Source organism: Microbacterium sp. LMX7-1.2 (assembly GCF_040675935.1).
Taxonomy (GTDB): domain Bacteria; phylum Actinomycetota; class Actinomycetes; order Actinomycetales; family Microbacteriaceae; genus Microbacterium.
This window is the reverse complement of the sequence record NZ_JBEGIL010000001.1, coordinates 1,468,046-1,484,544: the sequence shown is the minus strand read 5'-3', so window position 1 is coordinate 1,484,544 and position 16,499 is coordinate 1,468,046. Positions and strand designations below refer to the sequence as shown.

Sequence of the window (16,499 nt, the reverse complement as noted above, 5' to 3'; positions counted from 1 at the left end):
GATGAACCTGGATGCGCTGTATCCGCCGATCGAGCCGTATGAGACCGGCGAACTGCTGGTGGGCGACGGCCACCGCGTCTACTGGGAGGTCAGCGGCGATCCCGAGGGCAAGCCGGTCGTGTTCCTGCACGGCGGACCCGGCAGCGGCACCTCCGCCTGGCAGCGGCGCTTCTTCGATCCCGAGCGCTATCGCATCGTGCTGTTCGACCAGCGCGGATGCGGTCGCAGCACGCCGCACGCGAGTGCGCCCGACGCGGATCTGCGTCACGTGACGACCGCGCACCTGATCGCCGACATCGAACTGCTCCGACGCAACCTCGGCATCCAGGCCTGGCAGGTCTTCGGCGGATCGTGGGGGAGCGGCCTGGCGCTCGCCTACGCGCAGGCGCACCCGGACTCCGTCACCGAGCTCGTGCTCCGCGGCATCTTCACTCTGCGTCGCGCCGAGCTGGAGTGGTTCTACGAGGGCGGCGCCGCTGCGCTGTTCCCGGACCTGTGGGAGGACTTCCTCGCGCCGATCCCGCCGATCGAGCGCTCGCACCTCGTGCACGCGTACCACCGGCGGCTGTTCGACCCCGATCCCGCCGTGCACGGGCCCGCTGCGCTGGCATGGTCACGCTGGGAGGCGTCGACCGTCACGCTGCGGCCCGATGCCGAGCAGATCGCGGCGATGTCGGACCCGCGCACCGCTACCGCGTTCGCCCGCATCGAGAACCACTTCTTCGTGCACGGCGGATGGTGGCGCGAGGGGCAGCTCATCGAGGACGTCTCGCGCATCCGCCACATCCCCGCGGTGATCGTCCAGGGGCGTCACGACGTGTGCACGCCGATGATGACCGCGTGGGACCTGCACCGCGCGTGGCCCGAGGCCGAGTTCGTCGTGGTGGACGACGCCGGTCACTCGGCGGCCGAGCCCGGCATCCAGAGCGCGCTGCGCGCCGCGACCGACCGCTTCGCCCGCTGACCTCAGACCGTCTATCTCTGCCGTTCGGCACGAATAGACGGTCTGTTCGCGTCATACGGCAGAAATAGACGGTCGGGTCAGGCGCGCAGCGCCCGCGCGAGGGTCTTCACAAGCCCGAGCACGCCGCCGTTCGCGCGGAACCGGGTCAGGCCCTCGCTCACCTCGGCGCCCGTGCGCGCGGACACGAACCAGGGCGGCGTCGGGAGGATCGTGAAGCGACCGCCGCCGTTCACTATCGGGAGCGCACGCGGGAGCGGGCGGAAGGGCCCGCGCACGATCGACCGCTCCACGCCGTCGAGCAGCAGCGCGTTGTGCACCACTCCGATGCCGCTCCCGACGTCCTGGATCGTGTTGCCGGGGAACGCGCCCCACGAGAGGGTCGGCGTGAGGAAGCCGAAGGCCGTCCATCCGTTGATCGCGATCGATCCGTAGCGGAGAGCGGTGATGGCCCTCTCGAACCCGGCACCCAGCGCCTTCTCGGTCGCGGGGTCGATCAGGAGGTTGGCGCCGAGGGTGCCCTGCAGCTCGTCGTTCGCGTACGCCACGGCGGCATCGAGGAAGTCCTGGCCGGTGCCGGGCACGCTCACGACGCCCAGCACGGGCGAGAAGTACTCGGTGCTCTGCAGAGCGCTTGCGTCGTCATCGGCGTCGATCTCGACGAGCAGACGGTCGCCGAGAACGAGGGCATCCGGATATGCATCGCTCGCGAGCTCCATGCGGGACGTCGAACCCGGATACCAGATCGGCCGCTCCGGAGCGTTCGCGTACGCGCGGCGCAGTGCGGCGCGGAAGGCGTCCGCCTGATCCCAGTCCTCCGAGAGGATCACGACCTGGCCCGCGATGCAGTTGTGCCCGCCGTTCTGCAGCCGCATGGTCGCGACGTGCTCGGCCTGATATGCGAGATCCGCGTCGGTCCAGCGTCCGGGGACCACGATTATCGGCGACACCCCGCCGAGCTCGGCGGTGATCGGCTTCTTCAGCTGCGGGCGGCCCTCCCGGCGGCGGCGGGCGTCTGAGGCCCCGGTGCCCCACACGATCGCATCGAACGTCGCTGCCGAGCCCGTGATGTGCACGTGGACGAGGTCGCGGTGCCCCGTGAGGTACGCGCCGACCGCCGGCCCGCCGCGCACGATGCGCAGGAACCCGGGGCCGATGAGCGGCGCGAGCGCGCGCTTGAACACCGGCACCAGGGCGTCCTGCGTGGGGTTCACCTTCAGCAGGGCGGTGCGGTTGTGGGCCAGCAGCTCGTAGAGCACGTCGAGCACCGGGATCGCGGTCACGTTGCCGGCTCCGAGCACGAGGCCGACGCCCCCGGAAGCGGTCGGTGTGCGCTGCGCGAGCCCGGCGGCGGCTCGCGCCGCGTTCGGCGTGATCCCCGGTTCGAGCCACACCTCGCCCGTGAAGCCCGAGAGCAGGAACCGGTCGATGCCGGTGAGTGGGAACGCGTGCACGCGCGTCCGTCCGCCCGGCGCACGGTCGATGCGCACCCCGTCGAGCGGGTTGCGTCCCGAGGCCAGGCGGGAGAGCGTCTCGATCGACGCGTCGAGGTAGCCGAGCACCGCATAGGGGCCGCTCAGCCATTCCTCGCCGCGCAGCGGATGGCGGGCATCGAGGCCCTTGGATGCTGCCGCCGTGACGGCCCAGTCCTCGGCGGCGGCCGCGACGTTGGTGCGCACGGCCCGCAGCAGCGTCACGCGCTGCGCGAGCGTGAGCGCGGCCCACGTCGTCGCGCCCGCCTGCAGGTCGGCGATCGCGGTGTCGAGCCGCTCGCGTTCGCCCTCGTCGACGGCGGCGGCCTTCGAGGGACTCTCGTTCGTCGGACGGGTGGTCGCAGAAGTCATCGGCGTCTCCTTCGGACGGGTCTCCAGCTTAGGCCGCGGGCGACTGTTCGATGTTGGCGCGGCGCAGCCGATAGCCGCGCAGGGTCAGCAGGCTCCCGGCCATGAGCAGAGCGGGAAGGATGCTGAAGCTCAGCACGATCCCGGTCACCGCCTCGGCAGGCTGCGAGGCGGTGACCCCCGCGACCGCGGACACGTATCCGGTCGCGGCGAGAGTGAGCGCGACCACCGAGGCTCCCAGCGCGAAGCCGATGGTCTCGCCCGCCGTCCAGACGCCGGTGAAACTCCCAGACCGTCCTGCGCCGCTCGTGCGGCGGTCGTGCGAGATGACGTCGGGGAGCATCGCCATCGGCAGGCACTGCAGCCCTGCGTAGGCGATGCCCGCGACCGCGACGGATACGTAGATCCACGCGCCGGGCACCCAGACGGCTCCGACGATCGACGCCGCGGCGAGGAGGAACAGCACACCCGCCACGGCGAACGCGCGCTCCTTGCCGGTGCGGCGCGCCGCGAGGGTCCACAGCGGTGTCGCGACGAGCGCCGGGCCGACCAGCGCTGCGAACAGGAACGTCACGGCCCCCTCCGAGCGCAGCACCCAGGTGGCGACGTACTGCGCCGCCGCGAGCATCGTGCCCGTCGCGAGAGCCTGCAGCAGGAAGGTGCCGAGCAGGGCGCGGAACGGCTGACTGCGCCGCAGCGTGTGTGCGGCAGCGGCGTACTGCGCGCGGATGCCTCCGGCCGTGACGTCCGGTGGCTGCGGGCGGCCGGAGACGGTGTCGGATGCCGTCGCGGTGCGCCGCGCCGCGGCATCCGCTGTCCGTGTCGCGACGAGCATGCCGATGCCGATCGCGATCCCGGCGACGACTCCCATCACGAGGTAGCCGGTGACCTGGTCGGATCCGGCGCCCCGGAGCTCGGGGCCGCCGGCGCCGAACAGGAGGATGGCCGCGGTGAGCACGATGACGCGCCAACCGAGCAGTCGCGTGCGTTCGTCGTAGCCGTCGGTGAGCTCGGCGGGCAGGGCGACGTACGGCACCTGGAAGAGGCTGAACGAGGTCGCGGTGGCGAGGAAGGCGAGAAGCACGCCGGTGGCCCCCGCGATCGGGCCCCAGGAGGGCGGCACCGCGAACGTGAGGGCGAAGAACACCGGCAGGGTCAGCGCCCCCAGCACCATGAAGCCGCGACGCGATCCGGTGCGCGCAAGCTGGCGGTCGGAGGCGGCGCCGATCAGCGGGTCGATCACGACGTCCCAGATCTTGGCGAGGGTGACGATGAGTCCGGCGGCGAGCGCCGCGACGCCGAGGTTGTCGGTGAGGAAGTACGTCAGCACCAGGCCCGGGAGCGTGGCATAGCCGCCTGTGCCGAGCGAGCCCACCGCATAGAGCGCGATCGTGCGCGCGGGGAGGCGCAGCGACTCCCTCTCGGGTCGAGCCTCGGTGCTCATCGCGCCAGTGTAGCGGTGGCGCGATGAGGCGGGGTCAGATCAGCGACAGCTCGCGGAGCTTGGCCTCGACGTCGGCGTTCGACGGCTCGACGTGGTGCGAGGAGTCCGGGTACAGCACCACGGGGATGTTCGTGCGACCCGAGATCTCCTTGGCGACGTCGGCCGCGGACGGGTCGGCGACGAGGTCGACGTAGGTGTACTCGACGCCGAGCTCGTCGAGCTGCTTCTTGGTGCGGATGCAGTCACGGCACCAGTCGGCGCCGAACATCGTGATCGCGGATGCTGCGGGAGAGGTCATGCATCCAGCGTACGACGGTCCGAGGGGGAGGGCGCCGAGATCATCCCCTGGGGTTGTCTGGTTAGGTTAGCCTTACCTATACTGAACGGCATGAACACCGCGTGCGAGCACCTCGAGGACCCGGACTGGGAGAGCATCGAGGGGGCCGTGCTCATAGCGGGGGACGCGGCGGACGTCGGGGTGATCGCTGGAATCGCCGCGCGTCTTCCCTGGGATGCCGATGGTGTGATCCTCGTGGAGGCCGCGGCCCGCATCCAGTTCCGCCACATCGACGTCCCCGAGGGTGTCTCCGTGCGGTGGCTGCTGCGCGGCGACGGCATCCGGCAGCACGCGAAGGGGGAGCGTCTCGCGAACGCGGTGCACTCCTGGTGCGTCGAGTGGACCTGCTCGGAGCCGCCCGCTCAATGGACCGTGTGGCTCGGCGCCCACACACCGCCGCATGTCGCGCGCATGGCGCGCAGTCTGCTGGGCGTCGCACACTGAGCTCTGAGCCGACCCGCCGGCGCACGGCCCGTTCGGGTCGGACCGTGCGCGGGTCGGTCGGTCAGCGCGTGGCGAGCGCCGGCGCGGCGGCTGCGGTCGCGCCCGAGGAGATCGCGTCCAGCGCCCGACGCAGCGACGAGCTCGACGTGTGCGCGGTGTACGGGAAGTACACGACCTCCACACCCACCTCGGCGAACTCGCGCTCGAGGCGCAGCCCCTTGTCGGTGCCGCGCCAGTCATCGCCCTTGAAGAAGTGCGTGAAGTGCACGTCGCGCCACGAGTCCATCTTCGACGGCGTGGTCTCGACGTAGACGTCGTCGACGAACGAGATGTGCCGCACGATCTCGGCGCGCTCCGCCGTCGGGATGACGGGCTCGATGCCCTTCACCTGACGGAGCATCTCGTCGCTGACGACGCCGGCGATCAGGATGTCGCACTGCTGCTTGGCGTGACGAAGAAGGTTGAGATGCCCGACGTGAAACAGGTCGAAGGCACCCACGGCATAGCCGATGCGCGTCTGCATGATCTCCCCAGATCAAGTAGTTCCCCAGAGAACGGATCCCCATCCGTCCAGCGACTCCCACAGCCGCATCCGGCCACTCTAGCAGGAACCGGTTTCGCTGCCCATAGCAACCCGTGGAACTATGGAGGCCGCAGCGGGTTCCGCTGCGTCGAAGGGGGAGCTCGTGGAGTCAGCGGTCACGGTGATCGTTCCGACGTTCAACGAACGCGACAACGTCGCGGAGCTCGTCGCACGCACCGCCGCCGTGCTCGCCGGACGCGAAGCCGAGATCCTCTTCGTCGACGACAGCACCGACGACACCGCCGCCGAGGTCGAGCGCGTCGCCGCGACCGCCGCGCTCCCCGTACGGGTGATCCACCGCACCGAGAACAGCGGTGGACTCGGCGGTGCCGTGGTGGTCGGTCTGGGCGCCGCGGCGCACGACCTCTGCATCGTCATGGACGGCGACCTGCAGCATCCGCCCGAGCTCGTCCCCGCGCTGCTCGCACGTCACGCCGCGGGGGACGCTGACGTCGTCGCGGCCTCGCGCTACATCGGCGGCGGCGACACGAGCGGACTCGGCACCGCCGTGCGATTCGGCGTCTCCCGTGCGGCCACATGGCTCACGCGCGCGATGTTCCCCATCCGCCTCGCGCGCAGCACCGACCCGATGACCGGCTTCTTCCTCGTCGACCGCGCGCGCCTCGATCTCGCCTCGCTCAAGCCCCAAGGATTCAAGATCCTCCTCGAGATCCTCGCGCGCACCGATCTGCGGATCGCGGAGGTGCCGATGGAGTTCGGGGAGCGCCGCCACGGCACCTCGAAGGCCAGCCTGCGCCAGGGAGGCACCTTCATCGCCCACCTCGCGCGTCTGCGGTTCGGCAAGATGTCGCTGTTCGCGCTGATCGGCGCGATCGGGGCGCTCGCGAACCTGGGCATCATGTGGGCGCTCACGGCTGCGGGCATGCCGTACGTGTGGGCGGCCGTCATCGGCGCCGAGGTCACGATCATCGGCAACTTCCTCCTGCAGGAGCGCTACGTCTTCGCCGACATGCGCACCGATGCCCGCGCGCTCTGGGTGCGCTTCGCGACATCGTTCGCGTTCAACAACGTCGAGGCGGCGCTGCGCATCCCGGTCATGGCGCTCATGGTCGAGACTTGGCACATCTCCAGCGTGCTGGCGACCGCGCTCTCGCTGATCGTCGCGTTCTTCGCGCGCTTCCTGTTCCACTCGCTCGTCGTCTACGCGCCGTCACGACGACGGGGAGCGGATGCCGCGGCAGAGCCGAAGCCCGACACGGCGGCGCTGCGGGTGATCCGTGCGATCGACGCCGAGGTCATGAAGCCCGGCGAGCTCTGATCGCGGAGGTCCCTCGCAGGCGGATCCAAGGGGAAAAGGCGCGTGCCACTCGAATACGAGCGTTTCTGCGGGGCGAACTATGCACCTCGAACCTGACAGTTTCCCGAAAGAAATCTGGCAAGGGTTTGAGGATCCGCTGCGGCCTGTGTTTGATGGGGGCGACCGTTACCGAATCTTCATCGTCAGTGGCGGATACCTCCTCCCGATAGGTACCCGAAATGCGTCCTCCCCTTTCTCGTCATGCCCTGGTGACCTCCCTCGTCGTCGTCGCCGCCCTCGCGCTCGCCCCGCTCTCGGCCAGCGCATCGACCGATCCGTCCGACCCCTCCGATCCCTCGATCACGGCTCCTGCGGTCGCACCCGACCCCGCCGTCGGGGGCACGCAGGTCTGGGGTGACGGCTTCGCCCGCGGCGATGGGAAGGGATGGGGCGACGGTTACGTGTCGACGCCCGCGTACGTCGCGTCCGTTCAGGACGGCTCGGGCGTGATCGCGCTGCGAGGCGGCCACCGCAGCATCCTCGCAGCGACGACGGGAGTGGCCGCCGACGGCGTCGTCGGCGCGACGCTGCAGTTCTCCGACGTCCCCAACGCCGGCTACGGCGCGACGACCATCGTCACGTCGCGCAACGGCGACACCGGATCGTACGGAGCCCGCTTCCGCCTCGACACGCAGTCACGCGGCGTGCTGTCCATCGCCCGATACGACGCCGACGACGTGCAGACCGTGCTGCGGCAGGATCTGCTCCTGATCGACGAGGTCCCAGCCGACGCCGCCGTGCGGGTCGAGATCGAGACCGTGGGCTCCGAGGACGTCACGATCCGCGCACGCGCCTGGATCGCGGGCACCGAGGCGCCCGACTGGCAGATGTCGGTGACCGATCTGTCTGACGCTGCCATCACCTCCGCCGGCACCTCCGGCATCTCGACGTACCTGTCACCCGGCAACCGCTCCCTCGCGGTGCGCGTGGACGATCTGAGCCTCGCCTCGACCGAGGTGCTCCCCGTGCCTGTCCCCGAGCCGGAGCCCTCGCCCGAACCGACGCCAGAGCCCGAGCCGACGGAACAGCCGACTCCGGTCCCGACCGATGCACCCGCCCCCGAGCCGACGGACGAACCCTCGCCGACTCCGACGCAGGAGCCGTCGCCCGAACCCACCGTCGGACCCACGCCGGCCCCGACCGAGGAGCCCTCGCCGGAGCCGACCGCGACGCCGACTCCCCGCCCGACCTCCACGCCTGCGCCGACCGCGACACCGACGCCGGTTCCGACGCTGTCTCCGTCTCCGACGGCGACGCCGACTTCCACGCCTACGCCGACTCCGACTCCGACTCCGACTCCGTCTCCCACGCCGTCGCCCACGCCAACGCCGACCACACCCCCGGTCACCACCCCGCCGCCGACGACCACACCGCCGACCGGCACCACGCTCGCGGGCTCCATCCCCGTCGGACAGACCGCGTACCCGGTGCCTGACGGAGCGATCCACGCGGTGCCCGCGGGCTCGCGGGCTTCGGGTTCCGGCAGCGCGGCGAACCCGATCGCGGGCGCCCAGGCGGCGATCGACGCGGCGCCGAGCGGCGCGACCGTCGTGCTGCACGGCGGCACGTACCGCGAGAGCGTCACGGTGCCGTTCTTCAAGAAGCTCACGATCCAGTCGGCGCCCGGCGAGGCCGTGTGGTTCGACGGATCGCGCCCTGTCTCCGGCTGGACGGCGTCCGGCGGCACCTGGGTCGCACCGTGGAGCACGTTCTTCGACTCGCGCGTCTCGTTCAGCCAGGGCCGCGACGAGACGAGCTGGTGGGTCAACTCGTCGAACCCTCTCGCCGGCTTCCCTGACCAGGTCTGGATCGAGGGCACGCCGCTCACGCAGGTCGGCAGCCGGTCGTCCGTGACCGCGGGAACCTTCTACGTCGACCAGAGCGCACGCCAGCTCGTGATCGGCTCCGACCCCGGCGGACGCACGGTCTCGGCGAGTGCCCTCGCCAAGGCCATCAAGATCCAGGGTGCCGGGACGACGGTGCGCGGCATCGGCGTGCAGCGCTATGCCACGACCGTCGCTCTGCTCGGCGCCGTGAGCGCCGAGGTCGACGGGATCACCCTCGAGAACATGGTGATCCGCGACAACGCGACCGTGGGCCTGTTCGCCTGGAACGACCACAAGATGATCCGCAACGTCACCGCGACCGGCAACGGTCTGCTCGGCATCGCGGTCAACGACGTCACCGACCTCACGATCGAGAACTCTCTCATCACCGGCAACAACGCGGCGCGGTTCAACTACACCCCGGTGGCCGGCGGCGTGAAGATGTCTCGGGCCTCCGACGTCACGGTCACGCGCAGCATCATCTCCGACAACGTGGCCTCCACGGGGCTGTGGTTCGACGTCTCGAGCTCCGACCTCACGATCACCGACAACGTGTTCGAGGGCAACGGCCGCGAGGGAGTCGAGATCGAGCTGAGCCAGACCGCGATCGTCGCCGGGAACTACATCATCGGCAACGGCAACAGCGGATTGTTCGTGTTCGACTCCGGCGACGTCGACGTGTGGAACAACACGATGGTCGGCAACGGCCGGACGATCACCTACATGCAGGACGAACGGCGCCAGGAGGTCGCGAGCCTGCGCAGCCTGATCCCCTGGGTCACGAGCGACGTCGTGGTGCGCAACAACGTCCTGTCCTACGGCGGCCAGGCCTGCCCCATGCTCACGCAGGACCTCACCAACCGCTGGTACGGCAACGACTTCGGCGTCTCCCAGGATGCGAATCTGTACCACCGCACCTCGGCGTCCTCCCCGTCGAACTTCGCCTGCTGGGCCGACGGGCCGAAGGGCACCCGCGGGTTCACCACCATCGAGGAGTTCCGCGCGCACACCGGCGGCGACGCCCGCTCGGTGCTCGTGCAGGGCGCTCCGGTCGTCGACCCTGTGACCTGGCAGCTCACCGCCACATCACCGGTCAGCGGGGCGTTCTCGCTCACCGGCACCGTGGCGGCTCTGCTCGGCATCGCACCGGGCACGACGACCGTCGGGGCCGTCAAGCCTCCGGTGACGGCGCGCTAGCCCGGGGCCCGGTCCGGCTCAGCCGACGAGCAGCATGCGCCGGTGGAGCCGACCGGAGCGCAGCGCGCGCCCCAACGACACGGTCGACAGACCGCGATGCGCGTAGGCGTCGAGGACGTCGGCGATGAGCGCCGCCCGGTCGAAGGATGCGATCGCGCCGTCGTCCACACCGTCGTCGAGTCCCGCGCGCGAATCGTGGGCGAGCACGATCGCCCCCGGCCGAATGCCGGACGTCGCGCGTCGGAGCCGTTCCTCGTGCGCGGCATCCCTGCCGTCCAGAACGCTGGTGGTCCACAGGACGGGAACCATCCCTGCGGTCCGCACGGAGCGCCACGTGCGTATCGACAATGCGCCGTAGGGCGGCCGATACCAGCGGATGCGCGCGCCGGTCAGCGCCTCGAGTTCGGCCCGGCCCTGGGTCAGCATCCGGTCCGCTTCGCCGGCGTCCAAGGTGGTGAGGCGGCGGTGGTCCTCGCCGTGCAGCGCGATCTCGTGGCCCTCCTCGACGATGCGGCGCAGCAGCTCAGGATGCCGACGTGTGCGGGTCAGCAGCACGAAGAACGTCGCCGTGGCGCCTCGCTCCGCGAGCACCTCGAGCACGCGGGGAGTCCACTCGGGATCGGGCCCGTCGTCGAGCGTGAAAACGACGACCGGCGCGGAGGTGCGCACGGAGACGACGGAGCGGAACAGGGGCGAGAGACGTCGCGCCGCGCTCGCCGCGATCCCGCGGAGCCGACCGCCGTCACGCCGGATGTCTCGGGCGTATTCGGCCGAGGCGGCGCCGAGCGCCCCCTGAATCAGGCCGATGCCGCGCTGAACCTCGCGTGCGCCGCGGGCGCGACGAGGCAGCGAACCCGAGACCGCGCCGCTCAGACTGCGGAGCGCGCCGCGCATCGCCCAGCCGCCGCCCTTCACGAGGTTCCGCACCCGCGAGACGAGCTGCGCGCGCCGGCCGGAGGCGAGCCGCAGCTCGATGACCGACTGGGTCTGCCCGTGGTGGCGTGCGCGTGCGAGCGCGAAGCGACGGGTCGCGCGCCCCTCCTCGAGCGTGTCCTCCGCCACGGAGCCGGGGCAGGCCACGACCAGGCGGCCGACGGCCACGATGCCCCGGGTGAACAGCGTGTCCTCGCCGCCCGACAGACCGAGCGAGGTGTCGAACGCCAGGTTCGCGGCGCGGATCTGTGCGAGGTCGAGCAGCAGGTTCCCGGCGCCGGCTGCGGGAAGGCGCTCGCCATCCGTCCGCCGGGGGCGCGCGAACAGCCCTGACGCGAGGACCCACGGATCCGTGCCGGCGGGGAACGCGGTGTGCACGTGCCCCGCGACGGCCGCCGCACCCGTGCGGTGCCAGGTGTCGACGAGTGCCCGCAGCCACTGCGGATGCGGCACCTCGTCGTCGTCGATGAACGCGAGCAGGTCGAAGCCCGCTGTCGCATCGAGCGCATGCTGACGCGCGGCCGCGATCCCGGGGATCGGCTCCGGGGCGTACGTCACCCGCACCCCCGCGGGCGGCGTGGCCGCGACGCGCTCGGCGCTGCGCTCGGGGTCGTTGTCGATCACGAAGACCTCGGCATCGGCCCCGTCGTCGAGCTCCGCGAACCGTTCCGGCAACTCTGCCAGGAGGCTCCGCAGCCGCTCCGGGCGTCGATAGGTCGGAATCGCCACGGCGATGCGGAGCGGCTGGGTCATCGGCCGGCCCGTCGCAGGGCGTGCGCGGCGTGGAAGGCTGCGGAGTGCTCACTGCCCACCGCGGCCCAGTCGCGTCGCGCCAGATCGGGGGCGCCGTCCAGACCGCCTGCGACGGCGCTGCGCACGCGTGCGAGGTCGGATGCCGTGAGCTCGCCGTCGAACAGGTGCACCCACTGCGGTCCGACCTCCTCGGCGAGCGCGCGGTTGACCTCGTTGTCCGGCACGAGGATCGGGCGGGCGAGCGACAGCGCGGCGAGCGCGGTGCCGGAGTTGTGCATGTGCCGGTAGGGCAGCACGATCACCTCCGCCTCGGAGATCCGCGCCACGAGCTCGGCGTCGTCGAGGAACCGGAACGCGAAGTCGATGCGCTCATCGTCACCGGCGAGCCCTCGCAGCTCCTCCGCGAGGTCGTCGGTCGACGGGCGGCCGGCGACCGAAAGGGACGAGCCCTCCGCGTCCAACTCGCGGTACGCGTCGATCAGCTGCTCGACGCCCTTGTAGCGCCGCACGAGGCCGACGTACCCGAGGCGACCCTCGATCGCCTCGGCCGTGGGGTGCGACGCGAACCAGTCGCGGTAGTGACCGTGCAGGATCGTCCGGCGTGCATGCCCTGTGGGGAGCGGGGTGTCGTCGTTGAGAGTGATCGTGAGGGTCGTGAGCCGGTCGAGCGCGCTCAGCAGAGCGAGGTCGATGCGGGCCATGTCGGACGGCCGCTCCAGGTTGTGCAGGGTGCGGACCACGGCGACCTTCGTGAGCCGGATGCGCACCAGGAACAGTGCGGTCAGGAGGCGACGGGCCATCCGCCCGGAGAGCCGGTGGCCCCCGACGAGCAGTTCCGGCCAGTGCACGTGGAACACGTCGAGGCGGCCGAGCAGCGCCCGCTTCCAGCGGAAGAACGACAGGTCGACGTCGGGCGTGCGCTCGAGCGACTCGCACAGCTGCACGAGGTACGGGTTGGTGGTCGGACGCAGCTGCGTGAGCGACTCCATCACGACGAGAGGGCGACGTCGGTCGCCTCGTGCCGTCGCGTACCAGTCGGCGACGACGCGGGGGAGACGGTCCTCGGCCCAGCGCCGGTGCGGGCGCCCCGGCGTCGACGTCGTGTCGCGCAGGGTGCGGGCGAGGCTGCCGGGCAGGTCGCGAGCGGTCGCCGACACGACCCGCGCGTTGACGTCGGCGAGCGTGGGAGGCCCCCCGAGGTCCAGGCACACCACGGGCAGACCCATCGCACTGGCCTCGCCCACGATCCATCCCGCCTGGTCGTGCATGGACGGGAAGAGCAGAGCATCGGCACCGGCGAGGGTGTCGAGCGTCTCGTCGCGGGGGAGGTGTCCGCGGAACTCGATCCGATCCGCGACGCCGAGCGTCGTCGCCAGCCGCTGCAGGCGCCGTCGTTCGTAGCCTTCGCCCAGGATCAGCAGGCGCCAGCCCGCGGCCTCGGGCTGGGCGATGGTCTCGATCGCGAGGGCTGCGCCCTTCCAGGCGAGCAGGCGCCCGGCGAACACGACGATCCTGCCGGACTCGCTGCCGCGGTGAGGGGGGATCTCCTCCGCGAACGCGGCGTTCGGTTCGACGACGACGCGGCGCGCACGGCGGAAGCGATGAGCGACGTCGGGGTTCTGCGCCACCACGAGGGCCGCCCGACGGGCGGTCGTGTCGCCCCACAGGGCGCGCGGGATCGCGGTGAGCACGACGCGGGCGATCTCGGTCGCGGTACCGCGGGCACCGAGCCAGCGACGGAGCGCCGAGACGGGGACGCGACTGGCCCCGCCCACGGGTCCCCAGATCACCGGCACGTCGAGACCCGAGATGCCGCACGGCATCCAGTCGTTCGCGAAGGTGACGTGGTGCGCGAGGTCGAAGCGCACCTCGGCGTGCAGGCGCGCCGCGGTGCGACCGGCGAGGCGCTGCCACAGCGCGTAGTACCAGTAGAGGTCCCAGCCGCGTCGCTTCCAGCGCATGATCCGCGCCGGCAGGTCGATGTGCACGACGGTGACGCGCTCGGCGAGCTGCGGGTCGGCGGCGAGCGCCGTCGCGAGGGACTCGCGGAATCGCTCTCGGGTGAGGATCCAGACGTCGCCGGTCTCGGCGGCGGCACGTGCGAGCGCCCATCCCGCGGTCGCCTCCGGCCCCTGGTCAGGGCCGCATGCGTACGCGCTGATCAGGACCCGAGGCCTGCGATCTCCGTGCGGAGGGTCGACGACGGTCATGACATGGTCCTCCCCTTCGACGAGGCGTCGGCAGCGCTCCCCGGATGCGTGCCCCCTCGGCAAGGCATACTCTATCTGGTGATCGACGCCCTCTCTGCGGGGTTCGACGGAGGGGACACGCCGAATGACCACGGAGAGCTTCGCCGACTCCTTGAGGCGGCTCGCCTCGGCCCAGAAGGGACGCGCGAAGGGCGCCCCCGCGTACAGCGTGTACGTCAACCGCCCGGTCGGCCGGGTGTTCGCGGCGATCGCCTACCGGCTCGGGATGACGCCGAACGGCGTCTCCGCCGTGAGCGCGGTGTTCACGTTCTCCGGCATCCTGGTGCTGGCTCTCGTCGAGCCGGCCTGGTGGACCGGCGTCCTGGTGTGGCTGCTGCTCGCCATCGGCTACGCCCTGGACTCGGCCGACGGCCAGGTCGCTCGCCTTCGAGGCGGGGGCTCGTCTGCGGGGGAGTGGCTCGACCACTTCATCGACTCGATCAAGATCGTCACGCTGCCCCTCGCCACGGCCGTCGCGATCTTCCGCTTCACGGATCTCCCCGACGCGTACCTGCTGGTGCCGCTCGGCTTCGCGATCGTCGCGACGGCGACTTTCTTCGGCATGATCCTGAACGATCTGCTGAAGGCGGCCCGCGGCATCTCCTCCTCGGCGGAGGCTGGGGGCGGAGGCTCGCTCCGGTCGATCATCCTCCTCCCGGTCGACTACGGCATCGTGTGCCTCGTGTACGTGCTGTGGGGATGGGCGACGGTGTTCGCGGTGGCCTACGCGTTCTTCTTCGCGGCTGCTGCCGCCTTCTGCCTGCTGGCGGCGGTGCGCTGGTTCCGCGCGATGAGTCGCGTCGGTGAGGAGCCCGGCGATGGGCGCTGATTCGGCGCTCGCGATCATCGTCGTGAACTACGGCTCGTCCTCCCTCCTCGAGCGCAACCTCGTGCGGGTCGCGCACGCCGTCCCTGACGCGGCGGTGTACGTGGTCGACAACCGCTCCACGGACGCGGAGGCTGCGCGCGTGCGCACGCTCGCCGAGCGGGAGGGATGGGTCCCACTGCTGCAGACCGGCAACGTCGGCTTCGGCATCGGGATGAACCGGGGCGTCGACGCCGCGCGGCGCGACGGCCGCACCCGCTTCCTCCTGATCAACCCGGATGCCACGATCGACGCCGCATCGACACAGCTGCTGCTCGACGCGGTCGACCGCAACGCGATCGTGGTGGCCGCGCCCCTGATCGAAGACGGCGCCGGACGCGTCTGGTCGGCGGGCCACGTGCTCGACCTCGATGACGGCGCCACGCACGGGCGCGCCTGGGCGCAGCGCCATCCCGAGGCGCGCGTCCGCCGCTGGCTGACGGGTGCGGTGCTCATGATCAACGAAACCGCGTGGGTCGCGACGGGCGGCTTCGACGAGGACTACTTCCTCTACTGGGAGGACGTCGATCTCTCCCTGCGGGTCGAAGACGCCGGCGGTGAGCTCGTGCTGGTCGAGCACGCCAAGGCCGTGCACGACGAGGGCGGGACGCAGGGGATCGGCGATCCCGACGTGCACGCGAAGTCGCCGATCTACTACTACTACAACATCCGCAACCGGATGCTGCTGGCGCAGAAGCTGCTCGATGCGGAGACCGTGCGACGGTGGGATGCGTCGTCCGCGACGGCGGCCCGCGAGGTGCTGTTGCGCGGGGGGCGTCGTCAGCTCCTCCGGCCGTGGCGCCCGCTGCGGGCGGTGTGGCGGGGTTGGCGCGACGGACGGCGTATCGCTCGGCGCTCGCGTCGGGACTGACCGGATAGAATCGCCCCCATCCGCCGCAGTCGCGGCGCAGCGCAGCAGGGGGATGGGACGGACATGAGCGAAGAGTCGGGCGCAGCCACGAGCGGTCCTCGTCGTCGGATGTGGTGGTGGCTGGCCGCGATCGCGGTCGTCGTCATCGCGGTCGTCGTGTACTTCGCCGTCACGTCCTCCGGCGCCCCGAAGGACGTGGATGCCTCGCCGACGCCCTCGCCGACGGCCAGTGCCACGGACGCCCCCTCGGAGACGCCCGACCCGGCGCAGCCGACTCCGGGCGCATCCGAGCCGTCCGGCACCATGCCCGAGCTCACTCCTGTCGCGCCGGACGAACCATCCGACAATGGCGAGGGCCTCGTGGCGCGTATCGTCTCGATGACGGCCGTCCAGGGCGAGGCCGTGCAGGCCGGCGAGATCGCCGGACCCGCAGTGCAGTTCCAGCTCGAGCTCACCAACGACACGGGGGAGGCGGTCGACCTGGGCCTCATCTCCGTCAACGCCTACCTCGGTCAGGATCGCACTCCGGCCGGCGGGCTGGTGCGCCCCGGCGGAGCACCGTTCGAGGGGACCCTGGATGCCGGGAAGTCGGCCTCCGGCGTCTACGTGTTCACGATCCCCGAGAACCAGCGCGGTGACGTCACGCTGACGGTCGACTACCGCGCAGGGCAGCCTGCGTTCGTGTTCCGTGGCGCGGTCGGCTGACCGACCCGGCGTTCCGTCTGGCCGAGTCGGCTGAGCGCAGCCGTGCACCCCGTCTGGCCGAAGGTCGGACACCCCGGAGATTCCCTTCGACTTGTGTCTTGCCAATAAGACCGATATGCCGCTACCATCAGCGCAGGGGAAAAGGTCGCCTGTGGGAGGCGGTCTTCATTTA

13 protein-coding genes are annotated in these 16,499 nt (G+C 71.1%); 7 read left to right on the top strand and 6 right to left on the bottom strand.

The window, feature by feature from the left end; translation table 11 throughout:
• Window position 1: 1 nt before the first annotated feature.
• On the top strand, window positions 2–964 hold the full coding sequence (gene pip, locus MRBLMX7_RS07260; RefSeq protein WP_363367081.1) for a prolyl aminopeptidase: 963 nt from the start codon (window positions 2–4) through the stop codon (window positions 962–964).
• A gap of 77 nt (window positions 965–1,041) precedes the next feature.
• On the opposite strand, the gene MRBLMX7_RS07255 is transcribed toward pip, so the two are convergent.
• From MRBLMX7_RS07255 to MRBLMX7_RS07245, 3 genes are read right to left on the bottom strand one after another with little or no spacing between them, the layout of a single operon-like run.
• Window positions 1,042–2,805 (bottom strand): aldehyde dehydrogenase family protein, encoded by a 1,764-nt coding sequence (locus tag MRBLMX7_RS07255; RefSeq protein ID WP_363367079.1) that lies wholly within the window; start codon window positions 2,803–2,805, stop codon window positions 1,042–1,044.
• A gap of 28 nt (window positions 2,806–2,833) precedes the next feature.
• Window positions 2,834–4,246 carry an MFS transporter gene (locus MRBLMX7_RS07250; protein ID WP_363367077.1) on the bottom strand — a complete coding sequence of 471 codons (1,413 nt, stop codon included), beginning with the start codon at window positions 4,244–4,246 and terminating at the stop codon, window positions 2,834–2,836.
• 34 nt (window positions 4,247–4,280) lie between these two features.
• A complete protein-coding gene (locus MRBLMX7_RS07245) occupies window positions 4,281–4,544 on the bottom strand; it encodes a glutaredoxin family protein (protein WP_050723336.1) in 264 nt (87 codons plus the stop codon).
• 90 nt (window positions 4,545–4,634) lie between these two features.
• Here MRBLMX7_RS07245 and MRBLMX7_RS07240 point away from each other — a divergent pair, with 90 nt between their 5' ends.
• Entirely contained in the window at window positions 4,635–5,027 is a 393-nt protein-coding gene (locus tag MRBLMX7_RS07240; RefSeq protein ID WP_050723337.1) for an SIP domain-containing protein, read from the top strand.
• Between the two features lie 61 nt (window positions 5,028–5,088).
• Here the strand turns inward: MRBLMX7_RS07240 and MRBLMX7_RS07235 are convergent, their stop codons facing one another.
• Complete coding sequence (locus MRBLMX7_RS07235; RefSeq protein WP_363367074.1) at window positions 5,089–5,550, bottom strand: adenylyltransferase/cytidyltransferase family protein; 462 nt, start codon at window positions 5,548–5,550, stop codon at window positions 5,089–5,091.
• A 163-nt stretch (window positions 5,551–5,713) separates the two neighbouring features.
• On the opposite strand from MRBLMX7_RS07235, the gene MRBLMX7_RS07230 reads away from it, so the two are divergent.
• The gene (locus MRBLMX7_RS07230) at window positions 5,714–6,889 is read left to right on the top strand and encodes a glycosyltransferase (RefSeq protein ID WP_363367072.1); all 1,176 of its coding nucleotides are present in this window, start codon (window positions 5,714–5,716) and stop codon (window positions 6,887–6,889) included.
• A 248-nt stretch (window positions 6,890–7,137) separates the two neighbouring features.
• Window positions 7,138–9,951, top strand: a complete 2,814-nt coding sequence (locus tag MRBLMX7_RS07225; RefSeq protein WP_363367070.1) for a right-handed parallel beta-helix repeat-containing protein — start codon at window positions 7,138–7,140, stop codon at window positions 9,949–9,951.
• 18 nt (window positions 9,952–9,969) lie between these two features.
• On the opposite strand, the gene MRBLMX7_RS07220 is transcribed toward MRBLMX7_RS07225, so the two are convergent.
• Complete coding sequence (locus MRBLMX7_RS07220; RefSeq protein WP_363367068.1) at window positions 9,970–11,637, bottom strand: polysaccharide deacetylase family protein; 1,668 nt, start codon at window positions 11,635–11,637, stop codon at window positions 9,970–9,972.
• Window positions 11,634–13,847 (bottom strand): glycosyltransferase family 4 protein, encoded by a 2,214-nt coding sequence (locus MRBLMX7_RS07215; RefSeq protein ID WP_363367067.1) that lies wholly within the window; start codon window positions 13,845–13,847, stop codon window positions 11,634–11,636. Before MRBLMX7_RS07215 ends, MRBLMX7_RS07220 begins: the two co-directional genes overlap by 4 nt.
• Window positions 13,848–13,971: 124 nt before the next feature.
• Here MRBLMX7_RS07215 and MRBLMX7_RS07210 point away from each other — a divergent pair, with 124 nt between their 5' ends.
• The 3 genes from MRBLMX7_RS07210 to MRBLMX7_RS07200 all read left to right on the top strand — a co-directional run bounded on the left by MRBLMX7_RS07210 (window position 13,972) and on the right by MRBLMX7_RS07200 (window position 16,327).
• Window positions 13,972–14,715: a CDP-alcohol phosphatidyltransferase family protein gene (locus tag MRBLMX7_RS07210; RefSeq protein ID WP_363367065.1), complete on the top strand. Its 744-nt coding sequence runs from the start codon at window positions 13,972–13,974 to the stop codon at window positions 14,713–14,715.
• Window positions 14,705–15,622 (top strand): glycosyltransferase family 2 protein, encoded by a 918-nt coding sequence (locus MRBLMX7_RS07205; protein WP_363367063.1) that lies wholly within the window; start codon window positions 14,705–14,707, stop codon window positions 15,620–15,622. The genes MRBLMX7_RS07210 and MRBLMX7_RS07205 overlap by 11 nt, the downstream gene beginning before the upstream one ends.
• 63 nt (window positions 15,623–15,685) lie before the next feature.
• Entirely contained in the window at window positions 15,686–16,327 is a 642-nt protein-coding gene (locus MRBLMX7_RS07200) for a hypothetical protein (protein ID WP_363367061.1), read from the top strand.
• Window positions 16,328–16,499 lie beyond the last annotated feature (172 nt).